This window comes from Acidobacteriota bacterium (assembly GCA_009691245.1).
Classification (GTDB): domain Bacteria; phylum Acidobacteriota; class Terriglobia; order 2-12-FULL-54-10; family 2-12-FULL-54-10; genus SHUM01.
In genome coordinates, this window is record SHUM01000065.1 from 1 (window position 1) to 17,698 (window position 17,698).

The following is a 17,698-nucleotide window of genomic DNA, read 5'->3' on the forward strand; positions in this document are numbered from 1 at the left end:
AGGACGACTGGCATGCCCTGCCGAATCTAACCTGGAACCTGGGTGTGCGCTTCGAGTGGACCTCGGTGCCTACCGAAGTCAACGGCAAGATCGCCACCGTGCGCCAGATCAGCGATCTGAACACCACCGTGGGTGATCCGTTCTGGGAGCAGGCTTCCGCCTTTGCGCACGCCCTGCCGCGCGTGGGCTTTGCCTGGGATCCGTTCAGCACCGGCAAGACTTCCGTGCGCGGCGGCGTGGGCCTTTTTCAGGAGCCCCTACGCAACGCCGAATACACCGCCTCCGGCGATAACAACTGTCCCTTCTACTGCGCCACACTGGCCTCCGACGCGCCGGGCCTGCCCGTCATCTATCCCAACGCCTACGCCAATTTTGACCGTCCCGGCGCCGGAGTTACCCGGCTGGACGTGCTGGCCTTCAAGATCACGCAACCCTACCGCATCAACTGGAGCCTCGACGTTCAACGCGAACTGCTGCCCAACTTGCTGTTCAGCCTTGGCTATGCTGGCGGGCGCGGTATTCACGAGCTGGGCTTCTGGTCGGATGTAAACCAGCCGCCTTCCCAGTTGAGCGCCGAAGGACGCCGCCACATCCGGCTCGGCACGCAGCGGCGGAACCCCAACTTCACACAGAATATTTTTCGCGATACCAACAACGACTCCTATTACAACTCCCTCCAGCTCGGCGTCCAAAAGCGTTTTAGCGGAGGATTGCAGATCAGTAGTTCCTATAGTTGGTCAAAGTCTATAGACACCAACTCAAATCGCGTCTTCGCCGGTCCCGAGTTTGGTGGCAGCGTGGGTGAGGCATTCCCATTCGACACCAAGGCCAATCGCGGCTCCTCTGCCTGGGATTTGCGCAACTACTGGTCCACCAATTATGTTTATGAGCTGCCCATCGGGCCAGGGCGCGCGCTGGGCGGCGACTGGACGGGAATTGCCGGCAAGGCTTTGGAAGGTTGGTCGCTCAGCGGCGTGGTTCAACTGAACTCCGGCGCGCCATTCTCAATGGTACTCGGCTTCGATTACGCTGCTTCGTTGCCGCAAAACGGAGGCGGCGGCCAAAAGCCTGATCTGGTTCCCGGCGCTGAACTGAATGCTGTTCGCGAGGGGTACCGCAAAGATCCTGACCACTATTACGACACCGCAGGATTCGTGCTGCCTCAGCTGACTCCGGAGTGCGCGGGCGGGGCCTGCACGCGGCGCGTATTCGGCAACGTCGGCCGCAACACGATCTACGGCCCCGGTTTGGCGACCTACAACTTCAACCTGCTGAAGACCACGCGCATCTCCGAGCGCACTCAACTGCAGTTTCGCTCCGAGCTGTTCAACATTCTAAATCGCGCCAACTTCGCGCTGCCGAACGGAACCGTGTTCAATGCGAATAATGCGCGGAACGTACTGGCGGGACGCATCACCGACGTGCGCACTACGGCGCGGCAAATCCAGTTTGCGCTGAAGCTGATTTTCTAGCGGGTTTCGTTACCGAATCACTTCGGCGGCCTTCTGTACATCCACGCGCTCAACGCCAGATTTTTCCAGCGGTATCGCGCCCAGGCTGAGCAGCAGGTCGGCCGTGGGTTTGTGCGGCCCATGCGGTTTCTTCGAGAAGTCCACGATGCCTGTGGTGATCACTCCTTCGGCGATGCTCAACGGCGTCTGACCGAATTTGTCCAGTGCTTCGAGCTTGGCGCCCTTCGACACCAGGTATTTTATAATGTCGCCCGCGCCAACGTAAGCCGCGCCGTGCAGCGCCGTGAAACCGTTATCGCCGACTGCATTCACATCAGCGCCCAACTCGACCAGCATCTTCACCGCCTCCAGCGCGCTGGCCCACTGCTGCTTCGTGCGGTCCTGAACATCCAGATAGCCCAGCCCGGCAATCACCATCAGTGGCGTCGTGTTGTTGTTCATGCCCAGCATGGGGTCCGCGCCGTTGGCCAGCAGGAACTTCATAGCCGGAATTTCCATCGAGGCCGTGGCCAGCGTGAAGGGCGTTGCGCCCGCCAGGCTGAAGCGCGGCGAGCTGCCGCGCGGCAGCCGCGAATCCTTGGTAAGCTGCGCGTTCACTTTGGCGCCCCGGGCCAGCAGCGCCTTGGCCAGGTCCATCATGTGCGGACGGAACAGGTAGGCGTTAGCGCCCAGATGCGCATACGACCCACCTAAATAAGCCAGACCTTTTAGAAACGCGAAGTGCAACGCCGTGGTGCCATTGGCGTCGGCAGCCTTGGCATCGGCGCCGCGCTCGATCAGGTGAAGCGCCAGCTCTTCATGGCCGCTGGCGCTAGCCAGCAGCAGCGGAGTCATCCCGGCAGCCGACCCGAATGGAGCACCCTGATCCGTCAGCCCGGTGCGTGGGTCGGCGGCGGGAGGCAGGCCGACTTTCGTATCTGCCACCGCACCGGCAACTGACCCTGCAGCGAAGTTTTCCTTGCCCGGCTCCCCACCGACTTCTTTCCTAGGAAGATACAGCACGCGTCGCTCGCCCTGCGGAGCAAACTTCCTGAGGGGCATGCTTTCATTCACGTCCGCCCCCGCATCCAGCAGCAACTGCACGGTCTGCATGTCTCCTTGCTGCGCGGCAAACAGCAGCGGAGTGAATCCCTCTTTCGACCGCGCCTGAATGTCGGCCCCATGCGCGATCAGCACGCGCGCCACCTCGGGATGCTTCTCGGCGGCCGCCCACATGAGCGCGGTCTGCCCTCCGCCCGTCTCCGCCGCATTCACATGGGCACCCTTGGCCAGCAGCGCCTGCACAACTTGGACGCTGCCTGCCCGGGTCGCTTCCATTAGCGGAGTTAGTCCCGCCATGTTAGCCACATTAGCGTTCGCTCCGGCTTTCAGCAAACTCTCTATCAGTGCGGTATTACCATTGGTGGCGACCAAGATCAACGGCGCAACTCCATATTCATTGGCCGCATTCACGTCGGCTCCGGCGCGAATCAACAACTCGGCCGTCTCGGAATCGTTCTGGTAGACCGCCCACAGCAGAGCCGTCGCTCCATCCGGAAACGCCGCATTTACGTCGGCGCGCTGTTGCAACAATGCCACCACCACTTTCCGGTCGCCGCGCTTCACCGCTTCGGCCAACCGCAGATCACCGGCCAGCGCACGTGTGCCTGCAAATGTCATGGCCGCCAGCAGGCAGCCGCCCAGCAACGGTTTGCTTTGTAAACGCATGTGAGTCACCTCGATAACCAGTCCGCGATTACACCCCAGCCAGCAGGCTGAGTCTCCCGGTGCTGTCGCCGAATTTTTCGACCGGCATGCCCAACTTCTCGAGCAGCGCCAGATACAGGTTGGTCGTGGGAGTATCCTGCGGGTAACGGATGTGCCGCCCGCCCTTGAGCTGGCCGCTGCCTCCGCCGGCGAGCAGGATGGGCAGATCGTTGTGGACGTGCATGTTGCCATCGCTCAACGCGCTGCCGTAGACGATCATGGAATGGTCCAACAGGTTGCCGTCGCCATCCGGCGTGGCCTTCATCTTTTCCATGAAGTAGGCCAGCACCTCGGTGTGCAGACGGTCAATCTTCAGGACCTTTTCGATCTTCGCAGCATCGTGCTGATGGTGCGTCAGCGGGTGATAGGCGTCCGTAATCCCCAGTTCGCGATACACGCGGGTGTTCTGCTCGCGGCCCAGCATGAAGGTCGCCACGCGCGTCATGTCGGTCTGATAGGCCAGCACCTGTAGATCAAACATCAGTTGGGCGTGCTCACGGAACGTAGCTGGAACTCCCGTAGGACGATCAAGACGGGGCAACTCCTGATTCGACTGGCTCTCGGCCATCTGGATGCGCCGTTCAATATCGCGGATGGCGTCAAGATATTCGGTGAGCTTGGTCTTGTCGCCCTTGCCTAGCCCCGCGAGCAAGCGGTTGGCGTCCTGTACAACAAGGTCGAGGATGCTGCGGTCTTGCCGGATGCGCGACTCGCGCTGCTTCGGGTCGGTCGAATCGCTGTCGCCGAACATGCGCTCGAAAACGGCGCGCGGCTGATTCTCCATGGGCATCGGCGTGCTTGCCGTCCGCCAGCAGAGCGTGTTGCTGTACGCGCAACTGTAGCCAGTGTCACAGATGCCGATGACGTCGGTCGAGTCAATCGCCAATTCCAGCGAAGCAAGCTGCGTATGCTTGCCGGCCTCCTGTGCGATGATCTGGTCGATGGAGGTGCCCGCCTGCAGGTCGGTGCCTTCGGTGCGCTTGGGGTGAATGCCGGTCAGGAAGACGGCGCTGGCGCGCGCGTGCTCGCCGCCGCCCTCACCCTCCAGGCCCATGCCGGTGTTGTGCGCCAGGCCGCTCAGCATCAGCATCTGGTCGTGGAACGGCGCCAACGGCTCCAGCGTGGCAGGAATGTCGAAGCCCGCGCCTTCCTTCTTCGGCGTCCAGCGGTCCATGACGATCCCGTTGGGAACGTACACAAATGCCACCCGGGTTGGCTTGTTCGCCGCCGGCGCGGCGGCAAAGGCCGGCGCCATGCTGTCCAGCAGTGGCAGCGCCACCGTCGCGCCGAGCCCGCGCAGGAATGTGCGGCGGGGAAGTGATTTCCTGAAGTTCATCATGGTTCTCTCGACCTCCTCGTTTGAAACGGAGCGCTCCTGGCGATGGCCAAAATCAGCGTGGACCAGCGGTGGTCGCCGGCGGCTGACTCACGTATGATTCTGCGCATGGTGGGCTGGTCGTAGTAATCCAACCCGCGCCCCAGCGCGTAAGTCAAAAGTTTTTCAGTTACTGTAGTTATAAACTGATCCGAACGAGTGAGCAGTATCTTGCGCAGCTCCGCCGGACCGTTGAACCGTGTGCCCTCGGGAAGCACCCCCGAGGCATCGACTGGCATTCTCTCCGAGCCGCTGACCGTGCGCCACTTGCCAATGCCGTCGAAGTTGTCCAGCGCAAAACCCAGCGGGTCCATGCGCGCATGGCAACTTGCACAGGCCGGATTGGCGCGGTGCTTCTCGAGTTGCTGGCGAACGGAGAGGACCTTGCCATCTTCGCCGCGATCCTGCAGCGATGGGACATTCGGCGGCGGTGGCGGCGGTGGGGCGCCCAGAATATTTTCAAGCAGCCACTTACCGCGAATCGTCGGCGAGGTGCGATTGGCATAGGAAGTTACAGTGAGTATGCTGGCCTGGCCGAGCAAGCCGCGGCGGTTTTCGTCAGTTACAGTCACTCGCCGGAACCGATTGCCGTACACGCCGGGATAGCCATAATGACGAGCCAGCCGCTCGTTCATAAAAGTGAAATCGGCGTCCAGCAGGTCGCGCAACGGGCGGTCTTCGAGCAGCATCGCCTGGAAAAATAGTTCCGTCTCCTGGCGCAGCGCCTCGCGGAGATTTTCATCGAACTCGGGAAACTCGCCCACGTCGGGCGCCACCGTACTGATGTTGCGCAGATAGAGCCACTGGCCGGCGAAGTTGTCGACCAGCGCCTTGGCGCGCGGGTCAATCAACATGCGGCGGACCTGCCGCTCCAGTTCCTGGGGATTTTTCAGCCTGCCCTGCTCCGCGACGCTCAGCAGTGTGTCATCTGGAATGCTGCTCCAAAGAAAGAATGACAGGCGCGAGGCCAGTTCCATGTCCGGGATGCGATAAGCGGTGTTGGGTACCGCCCTGGAAGGATCGTTCTCGACACGGAAGAGAAACTCGGGTGACACCAGCATACGTTGCAGCGCGGCTTCGATGCCCGCCTCAAAACCCCGTTCCGCCGCCACGGAGTTGAACGGCACCAGCAGCGTGACGGTGTCGGCGGCGGTAATCGGTCTACGGTAGGCGCGACGGGCCAGCGTGCGGAGAATGCTCACCGCGCAGGCTTTCTCATCTTTACCAGCCGCCGGGCGACAAAGGAAGATGCGACTACGGCTCGCCGTATCACCTGGGCTTGGAGCGCCAGTGGGGCCGGTGGGGTTGGTGGCGTCGAGCGGCCCCTCGATGATCACGCTGCCAGCTCCGGGCTGATCAGTCTCCTCTTCGGCCAGACGCGGCTGAAGAATGTCCTCGGGCTTCGACGGGTGGGCCGGAAAGGTAACGCCCACGATGCGCGTGCCCGTCTTCACCGCGATGCGGACTTCGAGCCCCGCGTCGGGTGCCTGCGGCGCCTTGCCCTCCAAGTCAAACGCCGTCTGCTCGCGCCGCCCGCTGCCACCAATGGTGAAAAGCTTCACGCGAGCGCCATCCAGACGAACGTCCACCTGCTGTTGTTGCGCCAGGCCAAGCACCACGGCACCGTCGTAACTGGTCTTCAGCCGAACTTTGATCAGGTATTCACCGTCGAGCGGAAAATAGTGGCGGACGGCCACGCCGCCGCGCGACCCAAACGGCAGATCCTCGCTCACCGTGTCCCGCTGACTCAAGAATCTGGAGACATCATAGCTAACTGAGTCGGGGCGCAGCTCTGGATCACCCACCGCCATCCTGCTGATTTTCCGCGCCGCCGAGAGGTAGCGCTCCATGAGCAAAGCCGAGACCGACAAGTTGTCGCCGATGTTGTCGAAGCCGTAGCCGGAGTCATCCGCCGGCAGCAGCGAGCGGATGTCCACGGCGTCCGTATCAATGGCCAGCAGGTCCCGGATGGCGTTGACGTATTCGGCGCGATTAAGGCGGTGGACACCGGGCCGGCCTGGATTGGGCCTAGCTGCGGCAGCGCGATCCAGCTCCGTTTCCAAATAGCCCGCCAACGCGTTGTAAGTGTCCTGATCGGGCCGCGGCGCACCAGCCGGAGGCATGGCGGCCGTCCGCAACTTGCGCACAACTTTTTCCCACACCGGCGCAGCGGCGGCTACTTTCGACGCGTCAAGGCTGTCGAGCGTGAGCCCGCCGGTCTTCAGTTTTGCGTTGTGGCAGGTAATGCAATACTTACCCAGAACAGCGCCAGGAGCCAATGGCGAAGCAGTGGTGGGCGCTTCGCCCAGCAAGGCGAAGGCCAACAACAGGAAGAAAAATCTCCGGGCCACTGCTCCATCTGGACGGGAGGTATCGGGCACCTGTTATTTTCCTCCTTCCTTTGCCTCCTGCTCGGCGCATTCGAGAATGCGTAGCGGTGGAACAATTCTATCCCAATCGTGTGGAGAGTTGCAGGGGATAATCTGCCGGGGCTTCCGCCATCTTCTGTTGGTGGGTTGATTCTGTCGTATTCAGGTTGCTTGGGTTAAGAGTTAATTTTGAGCTTGCACTTCTGTCGCATGATGTTTGTTCGCATGATGCTTGTCATTAGTTGATGAGTCCTCAGAAAACTGAACCAAAGCTCAAAGTTAGTTTTGGTTCAGTTTTCTGATGACCCATCAACTACTCCTACTAGTTACTACCACGCCGGGGAAAATCTTCGGCACCATGTCAGGTTCTGCCTGGTTGTTTTGCCGGTTAGGCTGTGGTATATCCTTAGGTGGGCTTTCTTGTGGCTGTAGCCATTTCGGAGGCTTGGCCGCCCCCGGGATTGTGAGGTCTGCACCGTGCGCCAGCAGATTTTTGTGCTCATTGCCATGCTGGCATTTGCGAGTTGTGGCTTCTCCCAAGGCCGCCAGAACTCCTTGTCTACTCCTGCCCACCCAACTCCACAAGTGTTTATTAATCAATTCTGCACAAAGTGCCATAACTCTCAGCTGAAAACTGCAGGTCTTTCGCTCGACAACGAGAACGTAAGCGAGATTGGAAAGAATGGCGCGGTCTGGGAGAAGGTGCTCCAGAAGTTGCACGCCGAGGCCATGCCCCCCGCGGGATTGCCACGGCCGGACGCTGCGGCCTATCGCTCGATGATCGAATACCTGGAGAACTCCCTGGACGCAGTGTGGGCTGCGAATCCGAATCCTGGCCGGCCCGGCATCCATCGTCTGAATCGGATCGAGTATGCCCATTCGGTCCGCGACCTACTGGCCGTAGAGATTGACGCTAAAGCCATGCTGCCAGCCGATGACAGCAGCTACGGATTCGATAATATCGGCGATGTGCTGACGGTCTCACCGCTGCTGATGGAGCGATATCTGGCTGCTGCCCGCGCCATCAGCCGGATCGCCATCGGCAGCATGGAAACGCAGCCGGCCGAGATAACCTATCAGGTGCCGCGCTACTACATACAGGACGACCGGCCCGGCGAGGACACGCCATTCGGGTCGCGCGGCGGTATCTCCATCACTCACAATTTCCCCCTGGATGCCGAGTATTCCATTCGGCTCCGGCTGAAGAGGAGCTATGACGGCTCCGTGATTCTTGGTTTGCTGACCAAGCCGCATCGCATTGAAATTACGATTGACTCCGCGCTGGTGAAGACGCTGACCGCGGGTGGCCCGGATGTCTATCTGGGACCCACGTTGCAGCCTTCGGCAGCGGGCGCGGGCAACAACACTTATGCGAATGTTGCTCCCCCGGCGGACGAGGGGTTGAATTTCCGCATCCCGGTTTCGGCCGGCCCCCATCGTGTGAGTGTCTCGTTCCCACGCGAATATGTTTCTAAGCCCGAGGGAATTCTGCGAGCCCGCGGCGCGGACCTGAGCGACGACCTTTCGCTCGGCAGCCTGATCATTGGCGGCCCGTACAATCCGCAAGGCGTGGGGAAGTCTCCCAGCCGGGAGCGAGTCTTCAGCTGCCACCCGGCCCGCGACCAGGAAGCGGAGAGTTGCGCGAATCAGATTATCAGCGGTCTAGCGCGACGGGCCTTCCGTCGCCCAGTCAATAAGGATGATCTCGCTCCGCTGCTGGCCACCTTCCGGGCCGGAGCCCAAGCGGGCGGTTTTGAAAAGGGAATCGAGATCGCGCTGCGGTCCGTTCTGGCATCGCCGGAATTTCTGTTCCGTATTGAGATGGATCCAGCCGCAGGGCCTCCTGACAAGCCGTATCGATTGACGCCGGTGGAACTGGCTTCACGCCTCTCGTTCTTTCTATGGAGCAGCCTTCCGGACGAAGAGTTGCTGCGGGAAGCAGAGAGCGGCAGGCTGACATCTCCGGCGGTGCTGCAGCGGCAGGTGACGCGGATGTTGGCCGACCGGCGATCCTCCGCGCTGGTGGCAAACTTTGCGGGGCAGTGGCTCTACCTGCGTAACATCGAGAAGTCCGTCCCGGACCCTAAGGAATTTCCTGAGTTCGATGAGAACTTGCGCGAGGCTTTGCAGCGCGAGACGGAGCTCTTTTTCTCGAGCATGCTGCGGGAGAACCGCAGTCTGCTTGATTTGCTAAGTGCTGATTATACGTTCGTCAATGAGCGGCTGGCGCGACACTACGGCATTGAAAATGTATACGGCAGCCACTTCCGCAAGGTCAGACTGGCAGATGCCAATCGCTTCGGGCTACTAGGCCAAGGAGCGATCCTGACGGTGACATCGTATCCCAACCGCACATCCCCCACGTTGCGGGGAAAGTGGATTCTGGAGAACTTACTTGGCTCTCCGCCTCCACCACCCCCCCCGAACGTTCCTTCGCTGCAGGACCGGGGCGCCGACGGGAAAGTGGTTTCGATGCGCCAGCAGATGGAGAAGCACAGGGCGAATTCGGCCTGCGCCAGTTGTCACGCGCGCATGGACCCGTTAGGTTTTGCGCTAGAGAACTTTGACGCGCTCGGCAAGTGGCGCACCGTCAGCGGCGGCGCACAAGTGCCCATCGATGCTTCCGGCGCTCTGCCGGATGGCGCCAAATTCAATGGACCGGCGGAGCTGCGACAGATTCTGCTGAAGCGGGGTGACAGCTTCGCCCGCGTGGTTGCCGAGCGGCTGTTCACTTACGCGCTTGGCCGCGGCGTGGAGTATTATGACGGCCTGGCCATTCGCAAGGCGCTGCGCGCAGCGGCGAAGGATGGGTACCGGTGGCACACGTTGATCAGCGAAGTTGTACGTAGCGCTCCATTCCAAATGCGGAGGTCCCGGACACAATGATGAATTTTCGCAAAGCGGTTCCCCGACGGACATTTCTCCGCGGCGCCGGCAGCGTCCTCGCGCTGCCGTTGCTAGACGCCATGGTGCCCGCGTTCGCTGGCACCACCGACACCGATGACTTGACGCCGCAGCGCTTCTCCACGTCCTACGTGCCGAACGGCATCATCATGAATCGCTGGACCCCGGAGGCGGAGGGCGCGAATTTCCAGCTTACCCCCACGCTCGAGCCGCTTGCTCCCTTCCGTCAGAAGATGTTGGTGATCAGCGGGCTGGCGCATAGCAACGCACGAGCGCTGGTGGCCGATGAAGCCGGGGGGTTCCATCCTCGCGCCAGCTCCGTATTTCTCACCGGCGCTCATCCCAAGCGTACCGAAGGCGCTGATTTTCGCGTCGGTGTCTCCGTGGACCAGGTGTTGGCCAAGGAGGCGGAGAAGAAGACACAGCTGGGGTCGCTTGAGCTAGGGGTGGACGCAGCCGATCTGCTGGGCGTTTGCGATACGGGCTACACCTGCGCTTACAGCAATACGCTTTGTTGGCGCACTCCCAATGCGCCGGTGCCAATGCTGAATCATCCGCGGGAGGTATTCGAGCGGATGTTCGGCGATGCCAACAGCACCGACAGGCAGGCGCGGATAGCACGCATGCAAGAAGACCGCAGCGTGCTGGATTACGTCAGCCAGAGCTCGGCCAGCCTCCTTAAGAAGCTTGGAGCCGCCGACGGGCAGAAGATGTCGGACTACTTCGATTCCGTCCGCGATGTCGAGCGCCGCATTCAGCTGGCTGAAGAACAGTCGGCGCGCGAGCTGCCTAATTTTGACCGCCCCGCTGGTGTGCCGGCCAAATATACCGAGCACACCAAGCTGATGTTCGATCTCGAGGTTCTTGCTTTCCAGAGCGACATCACACGCGTGGCCACATTCATGATGGGCCGCGAGCAGGGTACGCGCGTCTTTGACGAACTTGGTATCTCCGACGCTTACCATCCGCTGACACACCACCAGGGTGATCCGGTCAAAATCTCCAAAGTCACCAAGATTGACCTGCTGCACACGCAGCTGTTTGCATACTTTCTGGAGCGGCTCAGTGCGACGCCGGATGGCGATGGGACCCTGCTCGACCACGTGGCCGCCCTTTATGGCTGCTGCATCAGCGATGGAAACATTCACCTCAATCACGACCTTCCCGTGCTGCTGATGGGTGGTGGCGTGAAGCTGCGCATGGGCCGGCATGTGAGATTTCCGCAGCACACGCCTATGTCGAATTTCTATGTAACACTGCTGAATCAATTCGGCGTGAGTGCAAGTTCCTTCGGAGACAGCAGCGCGAAGCTGGCGCTGTAGGAAGCTTTCGGGTGGAGCATGGAGTTAGAAGTCCGGATGAAATCTAGGGATACATCTCGTTGGAATTACTTGGCCGGGCGGGTTCTGGTGTGCCTGCTGCTTTTCCCGGGTGTGGCGCCGGCTGCCGACAGCCGGGTTGCGGATGCCGCCCGGGGCCAGGACCGCGCAGCGGTGCAGGCGCTTATCCGCTCCAAAGCGGATGTGAACGCGCCCCAATCAGATGGCGCCACGGCACTGGCGTGGGCCGCGCATTGGGATGATCTCGAAATGGCCGACCTGCTGTTGCGCGCTGGCGCGAAAGTGGACGCGGCAAACCGTCTTGGCTGGACTCCGCTTTCGCTGGCCTGCCAGAACGGCACTCCCGCGATGATTGAGAAGCTTCTGCGTGCTGGAGCCGATCCCAAGCAGTCCACTCCCACCGGTGAGACCCCACTGATGACTGCTGCTGGTTCGGGCAGTGTCCGCGCCATCCAGTTGCTGATTGAGCACGGAGCGGATGTGAATGCACGGGAGAAGCTGGGCGGTCAGACCGCGCTCATGTGGGCGATTTCCGAGCGGCATCCGGATGCGGCCAAAGCTCTCATTGAGCATGGAGCAGATGTGCGGTCGCGCTCGACGGGTGGATTCACCCCGTTGCTTTTTGCGGCACAGCAGGGTGATATCGCCGCGACCCAACTGCTATTGCAGGCCGGCGCGGATGTCGATGATGCCTCTGGCGCAGTGCAGAGCAATCGCGGCGCCTTCACCGCGGCTGGATACATGCGCGTGGTCGAGTCGCGCGGGCAGATGACGCCACTGCTGCTGGCTACCATCAGCGGCCAGGAGGAGATGGCCATTTTCCTGGCCGAGCACGGCGCCAATCCAAACGCGTCGGACTCCAGCGGTTCGGTGCTGCATTATGCAGTGCGCAAGGGAATTGTCTACGTGAACCGCCAGGACTCCAACGGCATGGGCGACTCGCCATTGGCGCGGCGGCCCAATATGACGCGGCTGGCAAAAGTCCTGCTTGACAAGGGCGCCAACCCGAACGTGCGGCTGAAGCGGAATCCGGAGAGCGGCTCGCTTATTAGCCCGGTTGGAGCCACGCCGCTGGTGCTGGCCGCCGCATCCTCCGATGTGGAACTGGTGCGGATGCTGCTTGATCATGGCGCGGACCCCTCGATCGCGACGGAAAAGAACACCACGGCGCTGATGCTGGCTGCCGGCGTGGGACGTAGCGAGGATCGCCTGCCAGGCGATGAAACTGGTGCGTTGGAGGCGATCAAGCTGCTGCTGGCGCACGGTGCGAAGCCGGATGCGGTGAACCAGGACGATGCGCAATGCGCGCTGCATGGGGCCGCGCGCATTGGCTCAAACGACATCATTGAGTATCTAGTTCAACAGGGGGCCAGGATGGAAGTGATGGACTCAATGGGGCAGACGCCGTTGAGCCTGGCCTCGGGTGTGATCACAAAAGGGACTTACAACGTATCCAAGTCGCCGTTCGGACCACATCCCTCCACCGTGGAATTGCTGCGCCGGCTCGGTGCGAAATCCCTGGAAGAAGCCGGCGTGCAGGTGATGGACGTGGTGAAGGACAGCGCCACGCCGCTGAAAACTTCCAAATAGCAATGAGTGCATGAATCGGACGCTGGATAGAGCTGCGGCTGCATCAGTGTGTAAGCATCTGCGTAACAAATGTGCTCACATCGCGTACTTGCTCGGCGGTTAGCTTGCCGCCGAAGGCAGGCATCTGGTCCCGGCCATTTGTTACCAGTGCCGCCACGGCCTCCATACTTGTAGCGCTGGTTAATGCCGGTCCACCGCCGGTCCCTCCCTGGCCATTGTCACCGTGGCAGATTGCACACATGGACTTGAAGACCGCGCCGCCGGCTGTGGTATTGGCAACCGGCAAGGGAGCAGAAGTAGCCGTCGTCGCGGGAGCCGGTTCCATGGGGGCCATTTTGCCATTCAGCGAGAACAGCCAGATACTGTCGCCGCGCGGCGAGCTGGCAAATGAACTGCCGCCCGAGTAGGCCACCACGTACTGCGCGCCGCGATGCTCGAACACGCTGGCTGGCGCGTTCACGCCGGCGCCGGTCTGGAACTGCCAAAGAAGTTTTCCGTTGGTCGAATTGAGGGCCGTCAGCCGGCCGTCGCCGCGGCCGACAAAGAGCAATCCTCCCGCTGTTACCACTGATCCGCTGTAGCAGCGCTCCGGCCAGCGCTGTTGCCAGACCAGCTTGTTCGTGCGCATATCGAGCGCGGCGAGAATACCGGTCACCGACCAGGGGATATTGCCGAATACTCCGCCGACGTAACGCTTGCCCGGTTCGGGTATTTTGTCGGCATCCTCGCCGGCGGTGAACACGCCGGTGCGGTCCTGCGCGCAGACGTAGAGCAGCCCCGCCTCAATGTCGTACGAGCTCGGCGGCCAGTTCGCGCCGCCGCCCTGTCCGGGGCGGGCCACGACGGGCGTGGTCCAGTAGGGCGTGAAGATGCGGCCGCCGTTGACCAGATTGAACCCTTCAGGGGCAATGTCGATGGACTGCGGCACGAAGGCGTCGCCGATGGGATAGGGCTGCGTTTTCGAGGTGGCCTGGCGCGGCTCCTGCGGCACGGGCCGCTCGACTATGCCCACGAGCGGCTTGCCGGTGATGCGATCCAGAATATAGACCCATCCGGTCTTGCCCGGTTCGGCGAGGGCCTTGCGCAGCTTGCCTTGGTATTGAATGTCGAAAAGTACCACCGGGCTGGGGCTGTCGTAGTCCCAAAGATCGTGATGCACCTGTTGAAAGTGCCACCGGTACTTGCCAGTCTTGGCCTCAACGGACACGATGGACGAAGAAAACAGATTGTCGCCGGGGCGCACGCCCCCGCCAAAGTCGGGGCCGGCATTGCCGGTGGAAAAGTAGAGCAGGCCCAACTCGGGGTCCGCCGCGGGCGTCTGCCAGACGGTGCCACCGCCGTGCTGCCAATAGTCGTTGTTTTGCGGCCAGGTATCGTGGCCGATCTCGCCGGGGCCGGGAATGGTGTAGAAGGTCCACACGAGATGGCCGTCGCGCGCATCGAAAGCCTTCACGCGTCCGCGCACGCCGTATTCGGCGCCCGCAAAGCCGGTGATAACCAGCCCGTCGAAATAGAGCGGCGCGCTGGTGATGGTGAAGCCTTCCTGCCAGCGTTCTGCCTGCACGGACCAGGCTACTTTGCCCGTCTGCTGATCGAGCGCCACCAGCTTGCCGTCGAGCTGGCCCACATAGACGCGGCCATCGCCGAGCGCCACGCCGCGGCTGGTCCAGCCGCAACAGACCGTGTCATTTTTCGGATCGAGTTTGGCGGCGTAGGACCACAGGATGCGCCCGTCATCCACGCTCAGCGCGAACACATCGTCGGCGCCAGTGACCACGTAGATGACTCCGTTGTGGACGATGGGTGTAGCCTCGCCCGAGTACTTCGGCTCGAGCCCTGACCCGTTCAGATGTGTGCGCCAGACAGCCTTGAGGTTGCCGACAGTGTCGCGGTTGAGCTGTTTCAGCGGCGAGTAGCGCCGGTTGTAATGGTCTCCGCCATTGGTCAGCCATCCGGTGGTGGGCAGCGCGGCCATTTGCTGCCCGGTGAAAGCCGGGGCGGGCGGGATGGAAAACTGCTGCGCGTCGATCAACCCGGCGGCAATGCTGACCAGCAGCAGCGAACACACCAGTGGGAAGCTAACTCGAGTTCGCATGGGAATCTCCGTAACGGCGAATCCTTCGGTTGGAACCGCCAACCGGCCCGTGGTGACGACTGCTGAGCAGAGATGGCGGGGAAGAACCCGCCCGGGTGAGCCGGACCGCCGGCTCACCCGTAACGGGCGAAAAAACGAGGAACGCTAGAACAGCAATTTCAGAGCGAACTGAATCTGCCGCCCCGTGCCCGCGCCGGTGATTCGCGCGGCGGTGCGCAGTGGTGATTCGGTGGGCAGGGAACCGGAGAAGAGAATCCGGTCGGGTGATTCGAAGTTCACGCGGTTGAGGATGTTGAAAGTTTCCGCGCGGAACTCCATCCTGCCACTTTCGCCGAGCTTGTGGATGGCAGTGTCCTTGCTGAACGACAGGTCCACCGTTGCCAGGCCGGGTCCACTGATGAAGTTTCTCCCCGCTGTACCGAGGAAGCCAGGTTCAGCGAGGGTGAACGCGCAGGGGTCATAGTACAGCTCCGGTGTGCCTAGCTTCTGGCCCGCAACCACACCCGTGCAGCCGGCGGTGGTGCCGGTTGCAATATTGGCGCCTGTACGCCCAGCCACCAGATCCGGCCGGTCGCGCTGTCCAGTCTGCACGCCATTCCGGGAGCGGTTGGCCAGGATGTTGATGGTGAAGGGGAAGCCAGACTGCAGCGACACGATGCTGCCCACCCGCCAGCCATTTAGAACTGCCCCAGCAACCCCGCCCTTGGAGATTCCCGGCAGGGAATACAGCGTGTTCAGCCGCCAGTTGTGCTCAATGTCGAAGGCGGAGCGGCCGTGGTCCGTCTTGCGGTTGTAGGGATCCATCGCCACCACGCTCTCCGTGGTAATGTCGCCGCCGAGCTGCCCCTGCGTTTCATCAATCGACTTGGACCACGTGTAGGAGCTCTGGAATACCAGGCCGTGCCCGGCTTCCTTCTTCAGGCCAAACTGCAGCGAGTGGTAATGGGAGTTGATGCCGGTGGCACCCAGCAACATGGGACCCCAAGCCTGGTTTCTGCGGCGCACCGACGGCCAGAACATGCGGCCACTGGGAAGAATGTCGGGAACCGATGGATTGCCTTCGATCTCGGTGACGATGTTGGTGCCCTTGGATCCCACGTAGCCGAGCGAGAGCGCCGAGTTCCAGGGCAATTGGCGGTCAACGGTTAGATTGTAGTGGAACATATAGGGCTGCTTCATGTGGTAGTCGGCGCCGCGGATGGTATTGCCGATTGTGGCCCGATCATAGGCCAACGGCAGTGAATTGATGATCGGGAATCCCGCCACGGTGCTGGTGCTGGAGAACGGCGGGGTGGAGGTAATGGTAACCACTAGTGTCGCCCCCAGCAGGCCAATGTCATAGAGCATGCCGAAGCCGCCGCGGACCGACGTCTTGCCATCGCCGGTGGCGTTCCAGGCGAAGCCCAGCCGCGGGCCGAAGTTGCGCTTCGAGTCGTTCTGGACAGGTAGCCCCAACGTAGTTTTGGTGTCGTGCACGATGTCGCGCAATGCCGCGCCGCGTCCACGCACTTCGGATGGGTCGGTATTGAACTCGTAGCGCAGGCCCAGGTTTAGCGTCAGATTTGGCTGCACCTGATAGTCATCCTGCACATAGAAGCCATAGGTCGTGTAGTAGTGGATGCGACTCAGGTCCGAGCCTGGCGTGATGGCCGAATACGACTGCGCGCGGCCCTCCAGGAAGTCTCGGACGTTGGCGAACTGCACGGAGCCTCGATTGTCGGTGCTCACGGTAACGTACTGGCGGAAGTGGTTGATGAGCACGCCATACTTCAGCGAATGTCTCCCGAGGGTGTTGAACATATCATCGCTGAAGGTAAAGATGCCCTGATTGTAAATGGCCGGAGTGGTGCTGGACGGGCCATAGGAGCCGATGCCGGCGATATTTACCACGCCCATCGCCTTGCCCGGAATAAACGCGTACTGCGGGCCGGTGTACTTGGATGGCGACTGGTTATCGCTGAACGTGCGGCTGTAGGACAGCCGTGCCGTGTTAATGGCCGTGGGCGATAGGACATGATTCTCCGAAACCGTGGCGAACTGGTTGCGGCTGACCAGCGACTGGCTGAAATCCGGAGTGTCCAGAATCTGATTCTGCTGGGAGTCGTTGATGGTGTAGCGGCCGAAAAAACTGTCCGCATCAGAGAAGCTGTGGTCGCCGCGGCCCTGCGCGAATAGTTCATTCGTAGGCTGCGTGAACGGGAAGGTGTAGCGGTTGCCGGAGAGGTTCGGCAGCGGGAAGATGGCAATCCACGGCGCGATCACCGGCGAGACTGTAGCCACCTGCGCGGAGGCAGGCTGCCCGACGAGCTCAGGCAACTGCGGGCAGGCATCGCGGGTAACCACTGCGCCGGCCCCGCCGCGGCAGCCGACTCCGGGGACTGCGGAAATCTTGGTAACGCCCAGCCGCTCGCGCAGACCTTCATAGGTGAGGAAGAAAAATGTGGCGTCTTTGCGGACGGGCCCGCCGATCGAGCCGCCGAAGTTGTTGCGCACAAACGGCGGCGAGCGCCGCTTGGAGGCCTCCGTCTTGTAGTCGAAGAAGTTGCGCGCATCGAGCGCGCTATTGCGGAGGTACTCAAATAGCGAGCCGTGCAGCGTGTTCGTGCCCGACTTGCTGACCATGACGACCTGGCTGCCCATGGTCATGCCGTATTCCGCGCTGAACGAATTGCTAATGATGCGAAATTCCCGGATGCCCTCCAGGCCGAGCGATGCGCCGCTGGCCGAGGCCGCGGTGGAGACGATCAGGTTCTGCATGATCGCGCCGTCCATCAGATAGTTGTTGGAGCGAAACGGCGCGCCGCTGC

The 17,698-nt window shown here is 61.6% G+C and carries 7 protein-coding genes; 3 read left to right on the top strand and 4 right to left on the bottom strand.

The genetic code is table 11. From position 1 onward, the window contains the following. Nucleotides 1-1,481: 1,481 nt before the first annotated feature. Genes EXQ56_13115 through EXQ56_13125 form a run of 3 tightly spaced genes read right to left on the bottom strand, consistent with a single transcriptional unit; the run spans nucleotide 1,482 to nucleotide 6,974 of the window. Nucleotides 1,482-3,179 (bottom strand): ankyrin repeat domain-containing protein, encoded by a 1,698-nt coding sequence (locus tag EXQ56_13115; GenBank protein MSO21371.1) that lies wholly within the window; start codon nucleotides 3,177-3,179, stop codon nucleotides 1,482-1,484. Nucleotides 3,180-3,207: 28 nt separating this feature from the next. Next, nucleotides 3,208-4,557: a DUF1552 domain-containing protein gene (locus EXQ56_13120; GenBank protein ID MSO21372.1), complete on the bottom strand. Its 1,350-nt coding sequence runs from the start codon at nucleotides 4,555-4,557 to the stop codon at nucleotides 3,208-3,210. Next, a complete protein-coding gene (locus EXQ56_13125; GenBank protein MSO21373.1) occupies nucleotides 4,554-6,974 on the bottom strand; it encodes a DUF1592 domain-containing protein in 2,421 nt (806 codons plus the stop codon). Before EXQ56_13125 ends, EXQ56_13120 begins: the two co-directional genes overlap by 4 nt. A gap of 465 nt (nucleotides 6,975-7,439) precedes the next feature. Here EXQ56_13125 and EXQ56_13130 point away from each other — a divergent pair, with 465 nt between their 5' ends. The 3 genes from EXQ56_13130 to EXQ56_13140 are packed head-to-tail and all read left to right on the top strand — an operon-like array spanning nucleotide 7,440 to nucleotide 12,796. Then, nucleotides 7,440-9,848 carry a DUF1592 domain-containing protein gene (locus EXQ56_13130; GenBank protein ID MSO21374.1) on the top strand — a complete coding sequence of 803 codons (2,409 nt, stop codon included), beginning with the start codon at nucleotides 7,440-7,442 and terminating at the stop codon, nucleotides 9,846-9,848. Beyond that, entirely contained in the window at nucleotides 9,845-11,188 is a 1,344-nt protein-coding gene (locus tag EXQ56_13135) for a DUF1552 domain-containing protein (GenBank protein ID MSO21375.1), read from the top strand. The genes EXQ56_13130 and EXQ56_13135 overlap by 4 nt, the downstream gene beginning before the upstream one ends. A gap of 18 nt (nucleotides 11,189-11,206) precedes the next feature. Further along, nucleotides 11,207-12,796 carry an ankyrin repeat domain-containing protein gene (locus EXQ56_13140; protein ID MSO21376.1) on the top strand — a complete coding sequence of 530 codons (1,590 nt, stop codon included), beginning with the start codon at nucleotides 11,207-11,209 and terminating at the stop codon, nucleotides 12,794-12,796. 43 nt (nucleotides 12,797-12,839) lie between these two features. Here the strand turns inward: EXQ56_13140 and EXQ56_13145 are convergent, their stop codons facing one another. Then, on the bottom strand, nucleotides 12,840-14,891 hold the full coding sequence (locus EXQ56_13145) for a quinonprotein alcohol dehydrogenase (GenBank protein ID MSO21377.1): 2,052 nt from the start codon (nucleotides 14,889-14,891) through the stop codon (nucleotides 12,840-12,842). Nucleotides 14,892-17,698: the final 2,807 nt, after the last annotated feature.

Bases quoted from the DNA above. Each gene is read 5' to 3' on its own strand.
- EXQ56_13115 (MSO21371.1), bottom strand. From the start codon at position 3,179: ATGCGTTTACAAAGCAAACCGTTGCTGGGCGGCTGCCTGCTGGCGGCC.
- EXQ56_13120 (MSO21372.1), bottom strand. From the start codon at position 4,557: ATGATGAACTTCAGGAAATCACTTCCCCGCCGCACATTCCTGCGCGGG.
- EXQ56_13135 (MSO21375.1), top strand. From the start codon at position 9,845: ATGATGAATTTTCGCAAAGCGGTTCCCCGACGGACATTTCTCCGCGGC.
- EXQ56_13140 (MSO21376.1), top strand. From the start codon at position 11,207: ATGGAGTTAGAAGTCCGGATGAAATCTAGGGATACATCTCGTTGGAAT.
- EXQ56_13145 (MSO21377.1), bottom strand. From the start codon at position 14,891: ATGCGAACTCGAGTTAGCTTCCCACTGGTGTGTTCGCTGCTGCTGGTC.